The sequence below is a fragment of the Streptomyces sp. NPDC053493 genome, from assembly GCF_044544825.1.
Classification (GTDB): domain Bacteria; phylum Actinomycetota; class Actinomycetes; order Streptomycetales; family Streptomycetaceae; genus Streptomyces.
Genome location: NZ_JBITXS010000007.1, coordinates 36,467 through 55,311, shown reverse-complemented (window position 1 = coordinate 55,311; position 18,845 = coordinate 36,467). Strand labels below are relative to the sequence as shown.

Annotated in this window: 16 protein-coding genes; 8 read left to right on the top strand and 8 right to left on the bottom strand. The window is 72.5% G+C overall.

Going from position 1 to position 18,845, the window contains the following annotated elements; genetic code table 11:
* From hisB to hisD, 3 genes are all read right to left on the bottom strand, one after another.
* Entirely contained in the window at positions 1 to 594 is a 594-nt protein-coding gene (hisB, locus tag ACIGO8_RS20950) for an imidazoleglycerol-phosphate dehydratase HisB (RefSeq protein ID WP_030492957.1), read from the bottom strand.
* Positions 591 to 1,703: a histidinol-phosphate transaminase gene (locus ACIGO8_RS20945; RefSeq protein WP_399733351.1), complete on the bottom strand. Its 1,113-nt coding sequence runs from the start codon at positions 1,701 to 1,703 to the stop codon at positions 591 to 593. The genes hisB and ACIGO8_RS20945 overlap by 4 nt, the downstream gene beginning before the upstream one ends.
* A 92-nt stretch (positions 1,704 to 1,795) precedes the next feature.
* Complete coding sequence (hisD, locus tag ACIGO8_RS20940) at positions 1,796 to 3,139, bottom strand: histidinol dehydrogenase (RefSeq protein ID WP_399732570.1); 1,344 nt, start codon at positions 3,137 to 3,139, stop codon at positions 1,796 to 1,798.
* Positions 3,140 to 3,311: 172 nt separating this feature from the next.
* On the opposite strand from hisD, the gene ACIGO8_RS20935 reads away from it, so the two are divergent.
* From ACIGO8_RS20935 to ybaK, 4 genes are all read left to right on the top strand, one after another.
* Positions 3,312 to 4,922 carry an oxidoreductase gene (locus tag ACIGO8_RS20935; RefSeq protein ID WP_399732567.1) on the top strand — a complete coding sequence of 537 codons (1,611 nt, stop codon included), beginning with the start codon at positions 3,312 to 3,314 and terminating at the stop codon, positions 4,920 to 4,922.
* A 147-nt stretch (positions 4,923 to 5,069) separates the two neighbouring features.
* Positions 5,070 to 6,092: a hypothetical protein gene (locus tag ACIGO8_RS20930; RefSeq protein ID WP_399732564.1), complete on the top strand. Its 1,023-nt coding sequence runs from the start codon at positions 5,070 to 5,072 to the stop codon at positions 6,090 to 6,092.
* 33 nt (positions 6,093 to 6,125) lie between these two features.
* Complete coding sequence (locus ACIGO8_RS20925) at positions 6,126 to 6,863, top strand: LON peptidase substrate-binding domain-containing protein (protein WP_399732561.1); 738 nt, start codon at positions 6,126 to 6,128, stop codon at positions 6,861 to 6,863.
* Between the two features lie 24 nt (positions 6,864 to 6,887).
* Positions 6,888 to 7,394: a Cys-tRNA(Pro) deacylase gene (gene ybaK / locus ACIGO8_RS20920; protein ID WP_399732559.1), complete on the top strand. Its 507-nt coding sequence runs from the start codon at positions 6,888 to 6,890 to the stop codon at positions 7,392 to 7,394.
* 88 nt (positions 7,395 to 7,482) lie between these two features.
* Here ybaK and ACIGO8_RS20915 read toward each other — a convergent pair whose 3' ends face one another.
* The 4 genes from ACIGO8_RS20915 to ACIGO8_RS20900 all read right to left on the bottom strand — a co-directional run bounded on the left by ACIGO8_RS20915 (position 7,483) and on the right by ACIGO8_RS20900 (position 11,440).
* Positions 7,483 to 8,193 carry a DUF2567 domain-containing protein gene (locus ACIGO8_RS20915; protein WP_399732556.1) on the bottom strand — a complete coding sequence of 237 codons (711 nt, stop codon included), beginning with the start codon at positions 8,191 to 8,193 and terminating at the stop codon, positions 7,483 to 7,485.
* 61 nt (positions 8,194 to 8,254) lie between these two features.
* The gene (locus tag ACIGO8_RS20910) at positions 8,255 to 9,058 is read right to left on the bottom strand and encodes an ABC transporter permease (protein WP_399733349.1); all 804 of its coding nucleotides are present in this window, start codon (positions 9,056 to 9,058) and stop codon (positions 8,255 to 8,257) included.
* Between the two features lie 79 nt (positions 9,059 to 9,137).
* A complete protein-coding gene (locus ACIGO8_RS20905; protein ID WP_399733346.1) occupies positions 9,138 to 10,109 on the bottom strand; it encodes an ABC transporter ATP-binding protein in 972 nt (323 codons plus the stop codon).
* Between the two features lie 20 nt (positions 10,110 to 10,129).
* Positions 10,130 to 11,440 carry an NYN domain-containing protein gene (locus ACIGO8_RS20900; protein ID WP_399732553.1) on the bottom strand — a complete coding sequence of 437 codons (1,311 nt, stop codon included), beginning with the start codon at positions 11,438 to 11,440 and terminating at the stop codon, positions 10,130 to 10,132.
* A gap of 230 nt (positions 11,441 to 11,670) precedes the next feature.
* Between ACIGO8_RS20900 and ACIGO8_RS20895 the strand changes: the two genes are divergently transcribed.
* On the top strand, positions 11,671 to 11,844 hold the full coding sequence (locus tag ACIGO8_RS20895; protein ID WP_399732551.1) for a hypothetical protein: 174 nt from the start codon (positions 11,671 to 11,673) through the stop codon (positions 11,842 to 11,844).
* A gap of 206 nt (positions 11,845 to 12,050) precedes the next feature.
* On the opposite strand, the gene dnaE is transcribed toward ACIGO8_RS20895, so the two are convergent.
* Positions 12,051 to 15,590, bottom strand: a complete 3,540-nt coding sequence (gene dnaE, locus ACIGO8_RS20890) for a DNA polymerase III subunit alpha (RefSeq protein ID WP_399732548.1) — start codon at positions 15,588 to 15,590, stop codon at positions 12,051 to 12,053.
* Positions 15,591 to 15,782: 192 nt separating this feature from the next.
* Here dnaE and ACIGO8_RS20885 point away from each other — a divergent pair, with 192 nt between their 5' ends.
* From ACIGO8_RS20885 to ACIGO8_RS20875, 3 genes are all read left to right on the top strand, one after another.
* Positions 15,783 to 17,108 carry a DUF2252 domain-containing protein gene (locus tag ACIGO8_RS20885; protein ID WP_399732546.1) on the top strand — a complete coding sequence of 442 codons (1,326 nt, stop codon included), beginning with the start codon at positions 15,783 to 15,785 and terminating at the stop codon, positions 17,106 to 17,108.
* Between the two features lie 91 nt (positions 17,109 to 17,199).
* The gene (locus ACIGO8_RS20880; protein WP_399732543.1) at positions 17,200 to 17,883 is read left to right on the top strand and encodes a hypothetical protein; all 684 of its coding nucleotides are present in this window, start codon (positions 17,200 to 17,202) and stop codon (positions 17,881 to 17,883) included.
* A gap of 52 nt (positions 17,884 to 17,935) precedes the next feature.
* Positions 17,936 to 18,751, top strand: coding sequence for a thioredoxin domain-containing protein (locus ACIGO8_RS20875; protein WP_399732540.1), 816 nt, complete (start codon positions 17,936 to 17,938; stop codon positions 18,749 to 18,751).
* Positions 18,752 to 18,845 lie beyond the last annotated feature (94 nt).

Here is an 18,845-nt window from a genome sequence, read left to right as displayed (position 1 = left end):
TTACAGCGCGCCCTTCGTCGAGGGGAGGATGCCGGCCGCGCGCGGGTCGCGCTCGGAGGCGTAGCGCAGGGCGCGGGCGAGGGCCTTGAACTGGCACTCGACGATGTGGTGCGCGTTGCGCCCGTACGGCACGTGGACGTGCAGCGCGATCTGCGCCTGGGCGACGAAGGACTCCAGGATGTGCCGGGTCATCGTGGTGTCGTAGGAGCCGATCATCGGCGCCATGTTCTCGGGCTCGGTGTGCACCAGGTAGGGACGGCCGGAGAGGTCGACGGTCACCTGGGCGAGCGACTCGTCCAGCGGGACGGTGCAGTTGCCGAAGCGGTAGATGCCGACCTTGTCGCCGAGGGCCTGCTTGAAGGCGGCGCCGAGGGCGAGGGCGGTGTCCTCGATGGTGTGGTGCGAGTCGATGTGGAGGTCGCCGTCGGTCTTCACGGTCAGGTCGAACAGACCGTGCCGACCGAGCTGGTCGAGCATGTGGTCGTAGAAGCCGACCCCGGTCGACACGTCGACCTTTCCGGTGCCGTCGAGGTCGATCTCGACGACGACGGACGTCTCCTTGGTGGTGCGCTCAACGCGGCCTACGCGGCTCATGCGTTCTGCTCCTTCTTCAGCTCACGAACCGCGTCGAGGAACGCGTCGTTCTCTTCAGGGGTGCCGGCGGTGACCCGCAGCCAGCCCGGTACGCCGTTGTCCCGGACCAGGACGCCCCGGTCGAGGATCTTCCGCCAGGCCGCGTGGGAGCCCTCGGCTCCGTCGAAGCGGCCGAACTGGACGAAGTTGGCGTCGGACTCGGTGACCTCGTAGCCGATCGCCCGCAGCTCGGTGACCAGGCGGTCGCGCTCGGCCTTGAGCTGCTCGACGTACCCGAGGAGGGTGTCGGTGTGCTCCAGGGCGGCCAGGGCGGTGGCCTGGGTGACGGCGGACAGGTGGTACGGCAGGCGGACGAGCTGGACGGCGTCGACGACGGCCGGGTGCGCGGCGAGATAGCCCAGGCGCAGTCCGGCGGCGCCGAAGGCCTTGGACATGGTCCGGGAGACCACCAGGTTCGGGCGGCCCTCGATGAGCGGCAGCAGCGAGTCGCGGTGGCTGAACTCCACGTACGCCTCGTCGACGACGACCAGGGAGGGCTTGGCGGCCTGGGCGGCCTCGTAGAGCGCCAGAACGGTCTCGGCCTCGACGGCCGTGCCGGTGGGGTTGTTGGGCGAGGTGACGAAGACGACGTCCGGCGCGTTCTCGGCGACGGCCTGCTCGGCCGCCGCGAGGTCGATGGTGAAGTCCTCGTGGCGCGGGCCGGAGATCCAGCCGGTGCCGGTGCCGCGGGCGATCAGGGCGTGCATCGAGTACGAGGGCTCGAAGCCGATCGCGGTGCGGCCGGGCCCGCCGAAGGTCTGCAGCAGCTGCTGGAGGACCTCGTTGGAGCCGTTGGCGGCCCACACGTTCTCCCGGCCGACCGGGTGCTTGCCCGTACGGGTCAGATAGCGGGCCAGCTCGGTGCGCAGCTCGACCGCGTCCCGGTCGGGATAGCGGTTGAGGCCGCGGGCGGCTTCGGCGACCCGCTCCGCGATCCGGGCCACGAGCGGCTCGGGCAGCGGGTAGGGGTTCTCGTTGGTGTTCAGCTGGACGGGGACGTCGAGCTGCGGCGCGCCGTACGGGGACTTGCCGCGCAGCTCGTCGCGGATCGGCAGGTCGTCGATCCCGATCCCGTCGTGACGGGTGCCGTCACCGCGGATGCCGTCACCGCGGAGGCCGTCCCGGCGGGTCGTGTCGTTCTTGCCGAGGTCGTTCGTGTCGGTCACTTGCTCTCGGGCACCTTCCACCCGAACCGGGCCTTGATCGCAGCGCCGTGCGCGGGCAGGTCCTCCGCCTCGGCGAGCGTCACCACGTGGTGGGCGACCTCGGCGAGCGCGTCGCGCGTGTAGTCCACGATGTGGACACCGCGCAGGAAAGACTGCACGGACAGGCCGGAGGAGTGGCAGGCGCAGCCGCCGGTGGGCAGCACGTGGTTGGAGCCCGCGCAGTAGTCGCCGAGGGAGACCGGCGCCCAGGGGCCGACGAAGATCGCGCCCGCGTTGCGGACCCGGTCGGCGAGGGCGGAGGCGTCGGCGGTCTGGATCTCCAGGTGCTCGGCGCCGTAGGCGTCGACGACCTTCAGACCGTCGTCCAGGCCGCTGACGAGGACGATCGCGGACTGCTTGCCGGCCAGGGCGGGCACGATCCGGTCGTCGACGTGCTTGGAGGCGGCGACCTGGGTCTTCAGCTCGGCCTCGACGGCCTCGGCCAGCTCCTCGGAGTCGGTGACGAGGACGGAGGCGGCCATCGGGTCGTGCTCGGCCTGGCTGATGAGGTCGGCGGCGACGTGCACGGGGTCGGCGGTGGAGTCCGCGAGGATCGCGATCTCGGTGGGGCCGGCCTCGGCGTCGATGCCGATGCGGCCCTTGAGGAGGCGCTTGGCGGCGGCCACGTAGATGTTGCCGGGGCCGGTGACCAGGTTGACCGGGGCGCAGCCGGGCTCGTCGGCGGTGCCCTCGGTGCCGTACGCGAACATGGCGACGGCCTGGGCGCCGCCGGCCGCGTAGACCTCGTCGACGCCGAGGAGGGCGCAGGCGGCCAGGATCGTCGGGTGCGGCAGGCCGCCGAACTCCCGCTGCGGCGGGGAGGACACGGCGATGCCCTCGACGCCGGCCTCCTGGGCCGGGACGACGTTCATCACGACGGAGGACGGGTAGACCGAGCGGCCGCCCGGCACGTACAGGCCGACGCGCTCGACCGGGATCCACTTCTCGGTGACCGTGCCGCCGGGCACGACCTGGGTGGTGTGGGTGGTGCGGCGCTGCTCGCGGTGGACGAGCCGGGCACGCCGGATGGACTCCTCGAGGGCGGCGCGGACGGCCGGGTCGAGCTCGTCGAGGGCGCGGCTGATCGCCTCGGCGGGGACGCGCAGGCCCGGGACGCGGACGCCGTCGAATTTCTCCCCGTAGTCGATCACCGCTGCGGCGCCATGATGCCGTACGTCCTCGCAGATCGGCCGCACCTTCTCCAGGGCGGCTTCCACGTCGAACTCGGCACGGGGCAGCAGGTCACGCAGGGCGGAACCCTCGGGGAGGGCCTCGCCGCGCAGATCGATTCGAGAGATCACGGGTCAATTCTCTCAGACGGCCCAGAGCGTCGGACGCCCGTATCACTGGCTGATACGGGCCACTCTGGCGTCTTGTCGCCACTCCTGACCGTTAGCGTTCAGTCCGTCACACAGCGGGAAGAACGGCTGTACGAATCCGGGAAACGGAATCGTGGAAAGCGAGGGGGCGGCATTGACCGAGCCGCGCGAGGACGACGGGATGCCGGAGGGCCTGACCAGGCCCGAGCGGGAGATGTGGAAGGCCTTTCGGATCGGCAGGGCCTGTGATCTGCGGGAGGGGGTCGCGGAGCGGGACGATCCGTTCGCGGTGGGGACGGTGTGGGGCGCCGAGCGCAGTGTGCGGGCGGAGGTCGTGGCGCTGCTGCTGCTCGACGGGCCGCCGGCGCGGGCCGGGCGCGTCGCGGCGCTCAAGCTGCGCGGTGCGCGGATCTCGGGGGTGCTCAATCTGGCGGGCGGCACGATAGGGCCGTACGTGGAGCTGACCGGCTGCCGTTTCGACGGCGAGGTGGTGCTGCCGGAGGCGCATTTCGGGACGCTGCGGCTGGTGGAGTGCGCGATACCGCGCCTGGAGGCGGCGCGGCTGCACACGGAGGGCGATCTGCATCTGCCGCGCTGCCGGGTGGAGCGGGGCATCCGGCTGACGGACGCGCAGATCGGCACGGATCTGCTGATCAACCAGATCCGGGTGTGGCCGGACCGGCGCGGCCGGGCGATCACCGCGGACGGCCTGGTGGTGGCGCAGGACCTGCAGGCCGAGCTGATCGAGACGTACGGCGAGGTGAGCCTGCGGGGGGCGAAGGTCGGCGTGTCGCTCAGCCTGCGGGGCAGCGTGCTGCGCGGCGCCCAGCAGCGCCGCGCGCTGAACGCGCCGCAGCTGACGGTGGAGCGCACGCTCTATCTCAACGCTGCCTGGGTGTACGAGAGCGCGGAGAGTTCGGGCGGCGGGACGGCCACGCCGCCGTACGGGGTGACGCCGGCCCAGGGCGCCCGGCGCAAGCCGGTCGAGTGTCACGGCGGAGTGCGCCTGGACGACGGCCGGTTCGGCGACTCGGTGGACCTGCACTACGCCCGGTTCCTGCTCGACGGCTCGCGCCGGGAGGAGGTGTCGCTGCGCCGGATCGTGACGCCGGAGCTGCGGTTCAACGGCGAGCGGCCGGAGGAGGGCCGGGTGGTGCTCAACGGGGCGAAGGTGGTGACGCTGATCGACCTGTCCAGCAGCTGGCCGGGCCCGGGCGGGCTGGCGATGGGCGGTTTCGTCTACGAGACGCTGGTGCCGTACGGGCACTTCCCGCTGGCCCGCCGCCTGGAGTGGGTCGCCGCGGCCACGCCGGAGTACGCGCCGGAGCCGTACGAGCGCCTGGCGGCCGTGCTGCGCAGCAGCGGCGAGGACGCGGACGCGCGGGAGGTGCTGCTCGCCAAGCAGCGGCGGCGCCGGGAGACGCTGCCGCTGGCCGGGAAGCTGTGGGGCTACGTCCAGGACTGGACCGTGGCCTACGGTTACCGGCCGGGCCGGGCGGCGCTGTGGATGGCGGTGCTGTGGGCGGCGGGCACGGTGGCGTTCTCGCGCTACGACGCGGTGCCGCTGAAGCCGGACGAGGCGCCGCACTGGAACGCGACGCTGTACGCGCTCGACCTGCTGCTTCCGGTGATCGATCTGGGCCAGGTGGGGTACTGGCGCCTGGAGGGCTTCTGGCAGTGGGCCTCGACGGCGCTGATCCTGCTCGGGTGGGTGCTGGCGACCTCGGTCGCGGCCGGTGCCTCGCGACTCCTGAGACGAGGGTGACGGGCGGGCAGGGAGGTGTCGGGAGGGCCGGACGAGCACCGGCCCGCCCCTTTCTTTACGCTGTCTTGACCTCGGACAGAACAACCTTCCTGCCGCCACCAAAGCTTCACAGTCGCCCACTGGCGCGGCCCTCACCTGCGGTTTTCAATGTTTCGCACGATGTCACTGCTCCGTGCCCTGACCGGCACCGTCCGCCTGGTCCGGCACGCCCCGCGGCTCGCCGCCGGGCTGCCGCCGGACGACGACGTGCTGCTCGACGCGCCCGGCGACCGGCTCGGGCCGGCCCTGGTCGCCGCCGCCCTCACCGACCCGGAGCCGGCCGCCAAGCTGCTGGCCACCACCCGGGACGCCGCCGAGTGGGAGGACCGGGACCGCTATGTCACCCGGCTGAGCGCCTTCGCCTACCGCCGGGACGGCTGGCTGGAGCACTGGCTCTCGGTGGCGCCGCGCGACCCGGACGCCCTGCTCGTCAAGGCGCAGCTGGCGGTGCGCAGGGCGTGGGGTTCGCCGGCCCGGGCCGAGCGGCTGCGCGAGCTCGGGCCGCTGATCGAGGCCGCCGCCGAGGCCGCCCCGCGCGACCCGGTGCCGTGGCGCCTCGCCCTGGACCACGCGCGCGGCACGCATGCCGGGCACACCGCCTTCGAGGCGCTGTGGGAGCAGGCGGTGCGCCGGGCCCCGCACCACTACGGCAGCCATGTCGCCGCGCTCAAGTACCTGTCGGCGCAGTGGTACGGCTCGCACCGCGAGTGCTTCGACTTCGCCGAGCAGGCCGCCGAGGACGCGGCGCCCGGCTCGCTCGTGCAGGCGCTGCCCGCCCGGGCGGCGTTCGCGCAGCTGCTCGCCGGAGCGACGCCCGGGCACGCGGTGCGCGGCGACCGGATCGACGCGGCGGCCGACCGGGCGCTGGCGCTGTCGGCGGAGTATCCGGTGGGCGACCTGTGGCCGGCCGATGTGCGCAATCTCCTGGTCCACCTGCTGGTGGAGCGGGGCCGCTGGCACGACGCCTTCGCGGAGTTCGGGCGGATCGGCGGGCAGGCCACCACGTTCCCGTGGACGCTGGTCGCGGCGGATCCGCTGAGCGGCTTCCTGGAGGCACGCGCCCTTGCCGTACGCGAGGCGGCGCGGCGTACTCCGCTGCGCGCGCGGGCCGGTGGCGGGACGGGCCGGTAGAGGCGGGCGCGGCGGCCATTAGGCTTGGCCGCTGTGACCACCGCCCGTCTGCCTCTGTTCCCGCTCAACACGGTGCTGTTCCCGGGCCTTGTGCTGCCCCTGAACGTCTTCGAGGAGCGTTATCGCGCCATGATGCGCGCGTTGCTCGCGACGGACGAGTCCGGGCCGCGGCGCTTCGTCGTCGTGGCGATCCGCGACGGCCGGGAGGTCGCGCCGACGGCTCCGGGCCTGCCGGACCAGACGGCCCTGCCGGAGAAGGGCCCGGCGGCCGGTTTCGGCCCCGACCCGATCCAGGCCTTCCACCGGGTGGGCTGCGTGGCGGACGCCGCCTCCATCCGGCAGCGGGCGGACGGCGGCTTCGAGGTGATGGTGACCGGCACCGTGCGGGTGAAGCTGCTGTCGGTCGACGCCTCCGGCCCGTTCCTGACCGCCGAGATCGAGGAGATCCCGGAGGAGCAGGGCGACGAGGCGGACACCCTCGCCGAGGGCGTGCTGCGGGCCTTCCGCTCGTACCAGAAGCGGCTCGCGGGCGCCCGGGAGCGCTCGCTGACGACGAGCGAGCTGCCGGACGACCCGTCGGTGGTGTCGTATCTGGTGGCCGCCGCGGCCGTCCTGGACATCCCGGCCAAGCAGCGGCTGCTGCAGGCGCCGGACACGGCGACGCGGCTGCGGGAGGAGCTGAAGCTGCTGCGCTCGGAGACGGCGGTGCTCCGTCATCTGCCCTCGCTGCCGGCGGTGGAGCTGACCCGCGCGCCCACCAGCCCGAACTGACCCGCTTTCGAGGAGAGCCCCCGCGTGGCGAAGAAGCAGAAGAAGAACGGCGGCAGCGGCGGCGGCACCCCGGCGACGGTGGCGCTGACGGCGGCCGGCACGGCGTACACGCTGCACGCCTACGAGCACGACCCGGCCACCCCGTCGTACGGCGAGGAGGCGGCCGAGGCGCTCGGCGTGACGCCGGACCGGGTGTTCAAGACGCTGGTCGCGGACGTGGACGGCGAGCTGACGGTCGCGGTGGTCCCGGTCGCCGGACAGCTGGACCTGAAGGCGCTGGCCTCGGCGGTCGGCGGCAAGCGGGCGGCGATGGCCGACCCGGCGGCGGCCGAGCGCACCACCGGCTACGTCCGTGGCGGGATCTCGCCGCTGGGCCAGCGCAAGCGGCTGCGGACGGTCCTGGACTCCTCGGCCGCCTCGCACGAGACCATCTGCATCTCGGCGGGCCGCCGCGGCCTGGAGGTCGAGCTCGCTCCCGCGGACCTGGCGGCCCTCACGGACGCGGTCCTGGCGCCCATCGGGCGCGGCTGAGCGGGCCGGCCTCGGCCCGCCGGCGGGCCGAGGCCGCGTCGGGCGCCGCCTCGGTCCTCCTCGCGTCGCCTCGGCCGCCGCGCGCCGGTCAGCCCTGCGGGGCCTGGGGGGTGTGGGGCGTCTGAGGTGTCTGCGGGGTCTGGGGCGTCTGAGGTGCCTGAGGCTCGTGGGGCTTCTGGGGCGCGGCCATCGGCGGCCAGGGGCCGTCCTCCGGCTCCGGGTCGCGGGGCCCGAAGAGGGCGGTCAGGGCGAGGTGCACGATCATCGCGGCGATCGGCCAGGCCAGCATCGCCGCGGCGGCCATGTCGAGTTCGAGTGGTGCATCGAAGAAGACCTCGGGGCCGACCCGCTTGGCGTGCGCGACCACGTCGCGCTCCGGGCCGAGCCAGACGCCCACGCCCCAGGCGAGCAGCGAGCCGAGCACTCCGCCGAGGGCGAGGCCGAGCACCAGGGCGATGCCGCCGTGCCGGTGGACGAGGAAGACCAGGGCCGCGGCGAGGGCGCCGAAGCCGAGGGCGAGCAGGACGAACGTTCCGTCCATCCCGATCGCCGCCTCTCCCTCGCTGTCCTTGAGGAAGACCGCCTTGCCGTCGGACACCAGGGTGACCCGCGGCGCCAGCCACAGCCACAGCAGCCCGAGCAGCGCTCCGGCCGCCCCGGAGACGGCCGTCACCACGGCGGCCTGCCGCAGTTCGGTGGCCGTGCTGGGGACGCCGTCCGGCTCGGGCAGCTCGGGACGGGGAGCGGGCCGGGCGGGCTCGTGGGGCGGCTGGTGCGGCGGAGTCAGAGGTGCGGTCACGACGCCATCGTGCCAGGTGCGGCTGTGGCCTGCCTCAGCGGACCGGGCCCGGCCGGACCGGTCAGCGGACCGCCGCCCTCCGGTAGGCCCACGTCGCCACCGCGAGCGACACCACGCCCACCGCCGCGCACACCGCGAGGTCGAGGCAGACCATCGCCCAGTCGGGGCGCGGGTCGAAGGTACGGGCCAGGGCCTCCACTCCGTACGTGGACGGCAGCAGGTCCCGCGCCCAGCCGATCGGGCCGGGCAGCCGGTCGGCGGGCAGCACGCCGAGCAGCAGCGCCGCCGACATGCCGAGCTGGCCGAGGAGGGTGGCGAGCTCCTGACGCGGGGCCAGCAGGCCGAGCGCCGCGCCGAGCCCGGCGAGGGCCGCGCCCGACAGCGGTACGACCGCCGCCAGGATCCACAGATGGCCGAGCGGCAGTCCGAAGAGCACGGAGCCGGCGACCGCGGTCACCACCGTCCCGGGCGCGGTGAAGGAGGCGTACGCGCCGGCCGCGCCGAGCACCACGGCCGCGGGCGGCACCGGCAGCGTCGCGTAGTGGTCGAGTCCGCCGCCCGCCCGCAGCTGCCCGAAGTACTGGGCGAGCAGGTTGAGCGCGACGAACGCGACGACGAGCACCGTGGAGCCGGCCACCACGGCCCGGGCCTCCGAGCCGCCGTCCACGACGCCCCGCATGAGGACCATGATCCCGACGGACTGGAAGGTCGCCACGAACAGCAGCGGGATCCGGGCGACCCGGGCGCGGCTGAGCTGCGCCTTGTAGACCGCGCCGAGCGCGGGCAGCAGCCGGGCGCGCGGGGCCAGCGGCGCGGCGTCCGGCTCCTCGCCGGCGACCGGTTCGCCGAGGGCGCCGGCCGTCAGGGCCTCGGCGGGCAGGGTGCTCAACTCGTCCAGCTCCAGACGTTCGACTCGTACGCCATGCCGTGGGTCACGCCGTACGTCATGCCTTCACCAGTCCCCGGGTCTCGCCGCCGAGCGCCAGATAGACGTCCTCCAGGCTCGGCGTCGCCAGGGTGAAGTCGTCCAGGGCGGCGAAGGCCGCCCCGCCGGTGACCGCGGCCACCGCGGCCCGGGCCTCGTCCGGGGCGAGCCGCAGCGCCCAGCGGCGGCCGGACTCCTGGGCCGAGGCGCGCAGCGCGGCCACCTCGGGCACCTCCAGCGGGGCCCGCTCGCGCCAGACCAGCTCGACCCTGACCTCTCCGGCGACCCGTTCCTTCAGTCCGGCGGGAGTGTCGCAGGCGATGACCCGGCCGCGGTCGAGGACGGCGACCCGGTCGAGGACGGTCTCGGCCTCGATGACGTTGTGGGTGACGAGCAGCACCGTGGCGCCGTGTTCGGCGCGCCGCCGGTCGACGGCCGCCCACACGGCCCGGCGGGCGACCGGGTCCATGCCGGTGGTGGGTTCGTCGAGGACGAGGACGGGCCGCTCGCCGACGAGGGCGGCGGCGAAGCAGGCGAGCCGGCGCTGGCCGCCGGAGAGCTTCTTCAGGGGCCGGCCGGCGATCTCGCCGAGGCCGAGCTCGTCGAGGACGGCGTCGCGGGCGGCGCGGGCCTCGCGGGCGCCGAGCCCGCGCAGCCGGCCGGTGGTCTCGGCGGCGAGGGCGACGGTCAGCTCGTCGAGGGCGGTGGACTCCTGGCCGAGGTGAGCGAGGAGCCGGGCGGCGCGCTCGGGGTGGCGCACCAGGTCGTGGCCGAGCATCCGGACGGAGCCGGAGTCGGGGCGCATGAGGCCGGTGAGCTGGCGGACCAGGGTGGACTTGCCGGCGCCGTTGGGGCCGAGCAGGCCGAAGATCTCGCCGCCGCGCACATCGAGGCTGATGCCGTCGGTGGCCCGCACCTCGGGCGTCGCGGGCGCTCCGCGTCTGCCGCGTGTGGCGGGGTACGTCTTGACCAGATCCCGCACCACGCACACCGTACTCACGAGGGATGAGCCTACGGGGTCGGTCGGCCCTCCTCGGGCGCGGGGGCGGGTTGGGCGGCGGCGTGGACGTCGATCTCGCGCCAGAATCCCGCCCGGATCGCATAGCGGTCGTGCTCGTCGATCTGGTCGTCCTTGTGGGCGAGCAGGCCGAAGCGGGCCGCGTAGCGGAGGAGTTCGCCGTCGATGCGGTGCGGGATGCGCGGGTACATGGTGGCGAGCTTGGTGACGTGGCCCGGTTCGGGGAGCCGGTCGAGCCAGCGGCGGGCGAAGACCTGGCCGACCTCGTAGGGGTCGCCGCCGACGGTGGTGATGTCCTCCTCGCGGTCGGCCCAGCGCTGCTCGGCGCTGGTCAGCTGGGCGAGGGTGGGCAGGGACGCGGTCTCGGCGGGTTCGCCGAGCGGGGCGGCGGGCCGGTCGATCCAGCCCTTGTCGGAGGACCAGCGCAGGGTGGCGCCGGTGTGGTGGTGGGCCGGGGCCGGCGTGGGGCCGCGCAGTCCGGCGAGGTCCTTGGGCGTGGGCACGCTGCGGCCGGTGGCGGGTGCGGGGACGCCGGCGCCGTTCACCGGCTCGCCGTCGGGGCGCCGGCGCTCGGGCGCGTCGTCGTCCGGGCGTACGGGAGCGGCCGTGCCGTTGTGCGCCGGGGCGCCGGCCGTCGCGGCGGCCCGTTCGGCGGAGGCGGCGAGCGCGGACTCGGGCAGCGGCGCGGAGAGGATGGCGGCGATCTCGGGGCGGGGCGCGGGCGGCGGCGCGCACAGGCCGGTGAGGTCCTTGGCGCGGACGGCCCGGGTGATCCAGGCCCGGTCGAGGACGCGGCGCTCGTCGGCCTCGGCGACCAGGTCCTCGGACTGGTTGTAGTCGCCGTCGGCGGCCTGCACGGCCCACAGGTGGACGGCGACGCCGTGCTCCTTGGCGGACATCAGGCCGGGCAGCAGGTCGCCGTCGCCGGTGACGAGGACGATGTCGGAGCAGGCGCGGTTGCGGGCGAGTTCGGTGAGCTCGGCGTGCATGGCCGCGTCGACGCCCTTCTGCGCCCAGCGTCCGTCGGTACGGGTCAGGGCGCCGAGCCGCACGGTGACCCGGGGCATCACGCGCAGCCGGCGGTGCTCGGGCTGGGGCACCCGGTCGGGAGCGCCGTCGAACCAGTAGATCCGCAGCAGCGGCTGCTGGGTGTCGGCCTCGGCGCGTTCGCGCAGTTGCTGGATCAGCGCGGCATGGTCGACGGTGATCCGTGACCGGGCCGGTTCCCCGGCGAGGAGGCTGGCGGCGGCGCCCAGCAGGTAGCCGGCGTCCACCAGGACGACGCATCGGTCCACGTGTTCCACCCTCTTTCGCCGAACCGCTTCGGGAACCTCGGGATCGGAAGTGCTCCGGGTTGCTCCGAGTCTGCCCGACCCGGCTGGGGTTGACGTCCGGAACTGGATCATCGGCGTGGCGGATCTCACGCGAGGACGGCGCTTACTGTCCGTAATGATCCAAAATGCGACGCTTCTTGGCGTGTGTGAGTCTGACAGCGGCCCTGGCCCCCAGACCCCCTTGAGGAGGCATCATCACCATGGCCAAGAACCGGAAGCAGGACCGTAGTCAGCAGCGCGGCTCGCAGGCCGAGCGCGGTGCGCAGCAGGCGCACCAGTCGTCCATGGAGTCCCAGGCCGAGCAGCGCGCCACCCAGGTCACGCCGGGCGACATGGCGCGCAAGGGTCGGCAGAAGCGTTTCGGCCACAACTGACGCGCCGACGCGAGGACCAGCGAAGCGACAGAGCGACAGAGCGACGGCTCAGGGGCGCGCCCGTGACGACGGGCGCGCCCCTTGCGTGTGCGGCCGGCTTCCGGCCCGGTCCCGCCGGGCCCCGGCCGGCTCGGGCCGGTCCCGGCCAGCTTCGGTCGGTCCCGGCCGGCTCGGGCCGGTCCCGGCCGCCGCCCGGCCGCCGACCGTCAGCCGGCCAGGCAGGACGGGCCGAGCAGCACCTTCAGGTCGCCGAAGAGCGCCGGGTCGGGCTGGACCCGGTGCCGGTCGAGCCGCAGCACGGTCGTCGAGCGGGGCCCCTGGAGCTTGATGCGGACCTCGGTGTTGCCCTTGTGGTGCTGGAGGATCTCGCCGAGCCGGCTGATCATCGGCGGGGTCACCTTGACCGTGGGGATGGTCAGGACGACGGGCGCGTTGGTGCCGGCGTTGGACAGGTCGGGGACCATCAGCTCCATGGCGACCAGGCGCGGGACGTCCTCGCGCTTGTCGAGCCGGCCCTTGACGAAGACGACCGCGTCCTCGACGAGCTGGGTGGAGACCAGCTGGTAGGTGGCCGGGAAGAACATGCACTCGATGGAGCCGGCCAGGTCCTCGACGGTGGCGATGGCCCAGGCGTTGCCCTGCTTGGTCATCTTCCGCTGGAGGCCGGAGATGATGCCGCCGATGGTGACGACCGCGCCGTCCGCGTGCTCCCCGCCGGTGAGCTGGGAGATGCCGGCGTCGGTCTTGTCGGACAGGACGTGCTCGAGGCCGAAGAGCGGGTGGTCGGAGACGTAGAGGCCGAGCATCTCGCGCTCCTGGGCGAGCAGGTAGGACTTCTCCCACTCGACGTCGGAGAACTCCACGTCGAGGCCGAAGCCCGGCTCGCTGCTGTCCTCGTCGCCCATGCCGCCGAAGAGGTCGAACTGTCCCTCGGCCTCCTTGCGCTTGACCGCCACCACGGTGTCGATCATGGGCTCGTGCTGGGCGACCAGACCCTTGCGGGTGTGGCCCATGGTGTCGAAGGCGCCGGCCTTGATCAGCGACTCGATGGTCCGCTTGTTGCAGACGACCGCCTCGACCTTGTCGAGGAAGTCGGGGAAGGAGCTGTACTTCCCCTTGCTCTTGCGGGTCTTGATGATCGACTCGACGACGTTGGAGCCGACGTTGCGGACGGCGGTGAGGCCGAAGAGGATCACGTCGTCGCCCTGGGCGGCGAAGTTCGACTCCGACTCGTTGACGTTCGGCGGGAGCACCTTGATGCCCATGCGGCGGCACTCGTTCAGATAGACGGCCGACTTGTCCTTGTCGTCCTTGACCGAGGTGAGCAGTCCCGCCATGTACTCGGCCGGGTAGTTCGCCTTGAGGTAGGCGGTCCAGTAGGACACCAGGCCGTACGCGGCGGAGTGGGCCTTGTTGAAGGCGTAGCCGGCGAACGGGACCAGGACGTCCCACAGGGCCTGGATGGCTTCGTCGCTGTAGCCGTTCTTCTTGGCGCCGGCCTGGAAGATGGTGAAGTTCTTCGCCAGCTCGTCGGGCTTCTTCTTGCCCATGACGCGGCGGAGGATGTCGGCCTCGCCGAGCGAGTAGCCGGCGATGATCTGGGCGGCCTTCTGCACCTGCTCCTGGTAGACGATCAGGCCGTAGGTGACGTCGAGGACCTCCTTGAGGGGCTCCTCGAGCTCCGGGTGGATCGGGGTGATCTCCTGCTGCCCGTTCTTGCGGAGCGCGTAGTTCGTGTGCGAGTTCATGCCCATCGGGCCCGGGCGGTAGAGCGCGGACACGGCGGAGATGTCTTCGAAGTTGTCGGGCTTCATCAGCCGCAGCAGGGACCGCATGGGGCCGCCGTCGAACTGGAAGACGCCGAGGGTGTCGCCGCGCTGGAGCAGTTCGAAGGTCTTCGGGTCGTCCAGCGGCAGGGCGAGGAGGTCGAGGTCGATGCCCTTGTTGGCCTTCACCATCTTGACGGCGTCGTCCATGATGGTCAGGTTCCGCAGGCCCAGGAAGTCCATCTTCAGCAGGCCGAGCGACTCGCACTGCGGATAGTCCCACTGCGTGATGGTCACGCCGTCGGTGTGCCGCACCCAGATCGGGGCGTGGTCGACGATGGGCTCGCTGGACATGATGACGCCGGCGGCGTGCACGCCCATCTGCCGGACCAGGCCCTCGACGCCCTTGGCGGTGTCGATCACCTTCTTCACGTCCGGCTCGTTCTCGTACATCGCCCGGATCTCGCCCGCCTCGCTGTAGCGCGGGTGGGAGGGGTTGGTGATGCCGTCGAGGTCGATGCCCTTGCCGAGGACGTCGGCGGGCATGGCCTTGGTGAGCCGGTCGCCCATCGCGTACGGGTAGCCGAGGACGCGGGCGGAGTCCTTGATCGCGTTCTTGGCCTTGATCTTGCCGTACGTGCCGATCATGGCGACCTTGTCGGCGCCGTACTTCTCGGTCACGTACCGGATCACCTCGACGCGCCGGCGCTCGTCGAAGTCGATGTCGACATCGGGCATCGAGATGCGCTCGGGGTTGAGGAAGCGCTCGAAGATCAGGCCGTGCGGGATGGGGTCGAGGTCGGTGATGCCCATGGCGTACGCGACGATCGAGCCGGCCGCGGAGCCTCGGCCGGGGCCGACCGCGATGCCCTGCTTCTTGGCCCACATGATGAAGTCGGCGACGACGAGGAAGTAGCCCGGGAACCCCATCGAGATGATGGTGTCCATCTCGTACTCGACCTGCTTCATGCGGTCCTCGGGGATGCCGTTCGGGAAACGGCGGTGCATACCCCGCATGGTCTCCTCGCGGAACCAGGTGACCTCGGTGTAGCCCTCCGGGATGTCGAACTTCGGCATGAGGTTCTTGGCCTCGAACATGCCGGCCGTGTCGACCTGCTCGGCGACCAGGAGCGTGTTGGCGCAGCCCTGCTGCCAGGCGTCCGAGGAGTCGATGGCGTACATCTCGTCCGTGGACTTCAGGTAGTAGCCGGTGCCGTCGAACTTGAAGCGGTCCGGGTCGGAGAGGTTCTTGCCGGTCTGGATGCACAGCAGGGCGTCGTGGGCGGCGGCCTCGTGCGCGTAGGTGTAGTGCGAGTCGTTGGTGACCAGCGGCGGGATGCCGAGCTTCTTGCCGATCTCCAGGAGCCCGTCACGGACGCGGCGCTCGATCTCGATGCCGTGGTCCATCAGCTCCAGGAAGTAGCGGTCCTTGCCGAAGATGTCCTGGTACTCGGAGGCGGACTTCAGGGCCTCGTCGAACTGGCCGAGGCGCAGCCGGGTCTGGAGCTCGCCGGAGGGGCAGCCGGTGGACGCGATCAGGCCCTCGGACCACTGGGAGATGGTCTCCTTGTCCATCCGGGGCCACTTCTGCAGCCAGCCCTCGGCGTAGGCGTCGGAGGACAGCCGGAAGAGGTTGTGCAGTCCAGTGGCGTTCGCCGCCCAGATCGTCTTGTGGGTGTAGCCGCCGGAGCCGGAGACGTCGTCCCGCTTCTGGTGCGGCTGGCCCCAGAGGATCTTCCGCTTGTTGCGGCGGGACTCGGGAGCGACGTAGGCCTCGATGCCGATGATCGGCGTGACGCCGGCCTTCTTGGCCGAGTGGAAGAAGTCGTAGGCCCCGTGGAGGTTGCCGTGGTCGGACATGGCGATATGGGTCATGCCCATCTCGTTGCACGCGTTGAACATGTCCTTCAGCCGCGCGGCACCGTCCAGCAGGGAGTACTGGGTGTGGACGTGGAGGTGCGTGAAGGGCGGCCGGGTCACGGTGGGGAGCCTCCAATGAATTCCTGGGGGGACAGCGTGGAAGTCTACGTCGCTCCACTGACACCCGACGGGCACTCGGCGGTACCGTCGCGCGTTGGGTGACAGGGAACACCCGTCCCATTTGTCATGCACGATTCTCGGCCATACCCAGCGTCGCCCGCGCGGCGCACCCCGCACCAGGAGGCACCTTCGATGTCGGTCCCGCAGCCCACCGCCGCCGAGCGCGGTGAGCAGATCCTCACCGTCTTCGACACCGCCTTCGGCGAGCTGCTCGCCGCCGATCCGGCCGCCTTCAAGGTCAAGTTCCGGAAGATGGCCGGCTCCGCCTTCGCCTTCTACCGGGGCACGGCGTGTCTGTTCTACAAGGACCTGGAACGGGAGGCGCACGGCGGCCCGTTCCTGGACGAGCGGACCGGCCGGGTGTGGATCCACGGCGATCTGCACGCCGAGAACTTCGGCACCTACATGGACGCCAACGGCCGGCTGATCTTCAACGTCAACGACTTCGACGAGGCCTATGTGGGCCCCTTCACCTGGGACGTGAAGCGGCTCGCCGCCTCGCTCGCCCTGATCGGCTACGCGAAGGCGCTCAGCGACGCGCAGATCACCGAGCTGGTGCGGATCTACGCCGCCGCCTACCGGGAGCGGATCCACGCGCTCGCGACCGGCGCCAAGAACGACGAGATCCCGCCCTTCACGCTGGACACGGCCGAGGGCCCGCTGCTCGACGCGCTGCGCGAGGCCCGCTCCCTGACCCGCTTCGGGCTGCTCGACTCGATGACCGAGATCCGCGAGTTCGAGCGCCGCTTCTCCGCGGGCGGCGGCTCGATCGAGCTGGACGCGGCCACCCGCTACAAGGTGCTCGCCGCCTTCGACGGCTATCTGGAGACGCTGCCGGAGTCGAGCCTGGCGCGCCCCGACTCGTACCGGGTCAAGGACGTCGTCGGCCGGCGCGGGATCGGCATCGGCTCGGCCGGCCTGCCCTCGTACAACATCCTCCTGGAGGGCAACAGCGACGCCCTGGAGAACGACGTCGTGATCTACATGAAGCAGGCGCAGACCCCGGCGGTCTCGCGCCATGTGACCGACGCGGCGGTACGGGGCTACTTCCGGCACGAGGGCCACCGCACCGTGATCTCGCAGCGGGCGCTGCAGGCGCACGCCGACCCGTGGCTGGGCTGGACCGAGCTGGACGGCGCCGGCCAGCTGGTGGCGGAGGTCTCGCCGTACGCGGTGGACCTGGACTGGTCGGACATCGACGACCCGGAGGAGATAGCGGCCACGGTCGCCGACCTGGGGCGGGCGACGGCGGCCATGCACGCGGCGGCGGACGACTCCAGCGGCCACTCGCTGGTGCCGTTCTCCACGGAGCGGGCCATCGACGCGGCGATCGCCGCCGACGAGGAGGGCTTCGGCGAGCTCCTGGTGGACTTCGCCCACGCGTACGGCGCACGGGCGCGTGCCGACCACCAGATCTTCGTGGACCTGTTCCGCAACGGCCGGATCCCGGGTCTGTAGCGGGGCCCGCGGGACGGGCGGGGCGCCGGGGGCCGCTCACAGGAGGGCCTTAGGGACGCCTTACAGCCGGGCATGGCACACTTCCACGGCGATGAACATGGCAGGAATCCAGCTGAGAGCCCTCCGGGCGGCGTTCTTCACGGCGGTGGCCGTGGCGCTGTCGGTGGCCTCGCACGTCCTGCTGTCCGGCGTTCCGCTGCCGCTCGGGACGGTCGTCCCGGTCGCGGTGGCCGTCTTCGCCGTGGCGTACGCCCTGGCCGGCCGCGAGCGCGGCTTCGGCCCCATCGCCGGACTGCTCGTGCCGCTGGAGCTGGCCGCCGACACCCTGTTCACCAGCGGGCAGGCGGCCTGTTACGGCCCCGCCGGCGGCCCGGTCGCCGGCTCGCTGCGGGCGGTCGGGCTCGACGTGGACGCGCTGTGCGGCGGCGCCGTCGGCGGCCCGCTGCCGGGCGTCGCGGCTCCCGGGAGCGGCACCGCCGCCGCCCTGCTGAGCTCGCCCGACCCGGCCGTGCCCTGGCTGCTGCTCGCCGCCCATGTGGCGGTCGGGCTGTCGGCGGCCACCTGGCTGCGCGGTGGCGAGCGGGCGCTGGCCCGCCTGCTGCGGGCGGCCGTCGCCGTCGCCTTCCGGCCGCTGCTGCTCGTGGCGGCCTTCCGCCGCGCCGCCGGGAGCGCTCCGCGGCGCTCCGGGCCGCGCGCTTCCGGGCCGCGCCGGTCGCACGCCCGGCTGCTCGTGCACTCCGTGGGCCGGCGGGGACCGCCGTGCGCTCTCGCCTGAGCGAACGCAGTCCCCACCGTTTTTCGTCTTTTCAGTCACGGAGATCACGACCATGAGCAAGCGCAACAGCCAGGCCAACAAGGCAGCCGCCCGCGAGCGGCTGCGGATCGAGCGGGAGCGGCAGGCCAAGAAGGAGAAGGCGCGCCGCCAGGTGATCGTCGCCGCCTCGGTCGTCGGCGTCCTGGCGGTCGCCGGCGGCGTCGGTTACGCCGTCGTCCAGGCGAGCAAGCCCTCCGAGTGGGAGGCCGCGGCGGACGCGAAGAGCGTCGCGGCCCCGAAGAACACCGAGGGCGAGAACGGCACCACCGTCGTCGTCGGCAAGCCGGAGGCGAAGAAGACCCTGGAGCTGTACGAGGACTCGCGCTGCCCGGTGTGCGCGACCTTCGAGCAGAGCGTGGGCGCCACGGTCGAGAAGGACGTGGCCGACGGCAAGTACAAGATCAAGTACGTGGGCGCCACCTTCATCGACAACTCCGACCAGGGCACCGGCTCGAAGAACGCCCTCTCGGCCCTGGGCGCGGCGCTCGACGTGAGCCCCGAGGCCTTCCTGAAGTACAAGTCCGCGCTGTACTCCACGAAGTTCCACCCGGAGGAGCGCGACGACAAGTTCGCCAAGGACTCCTACCTCCTGGAGGTGGCGGACTCGGTGCCGGCCCTGAAGGGCAACGCGGAGTTCCGCAAGAACGTCGAGAACGGCACCTTCGACGCCTGGGCGATGAAGATGTCGAAGGCCTTCGACGACAGCGGTGTGCGCGGCACGCCGACCCTGAAGATGGACGGCAAGACGCTGACCGCCGAGGGCAGCGACAACCCGCCGCTGACGGTGGACGCGTTCAACGCGGCGCTGGCGAAGGTCATGAAGGGCTGACCCGAGCTCCTGATGTCCGCGCCGCCCGGCGGGCGGGGCGGCCACCCCCCCCCCCTTCTCCCGCCCAAAACGCGGGCCCCGCCGCAAGAAAGGC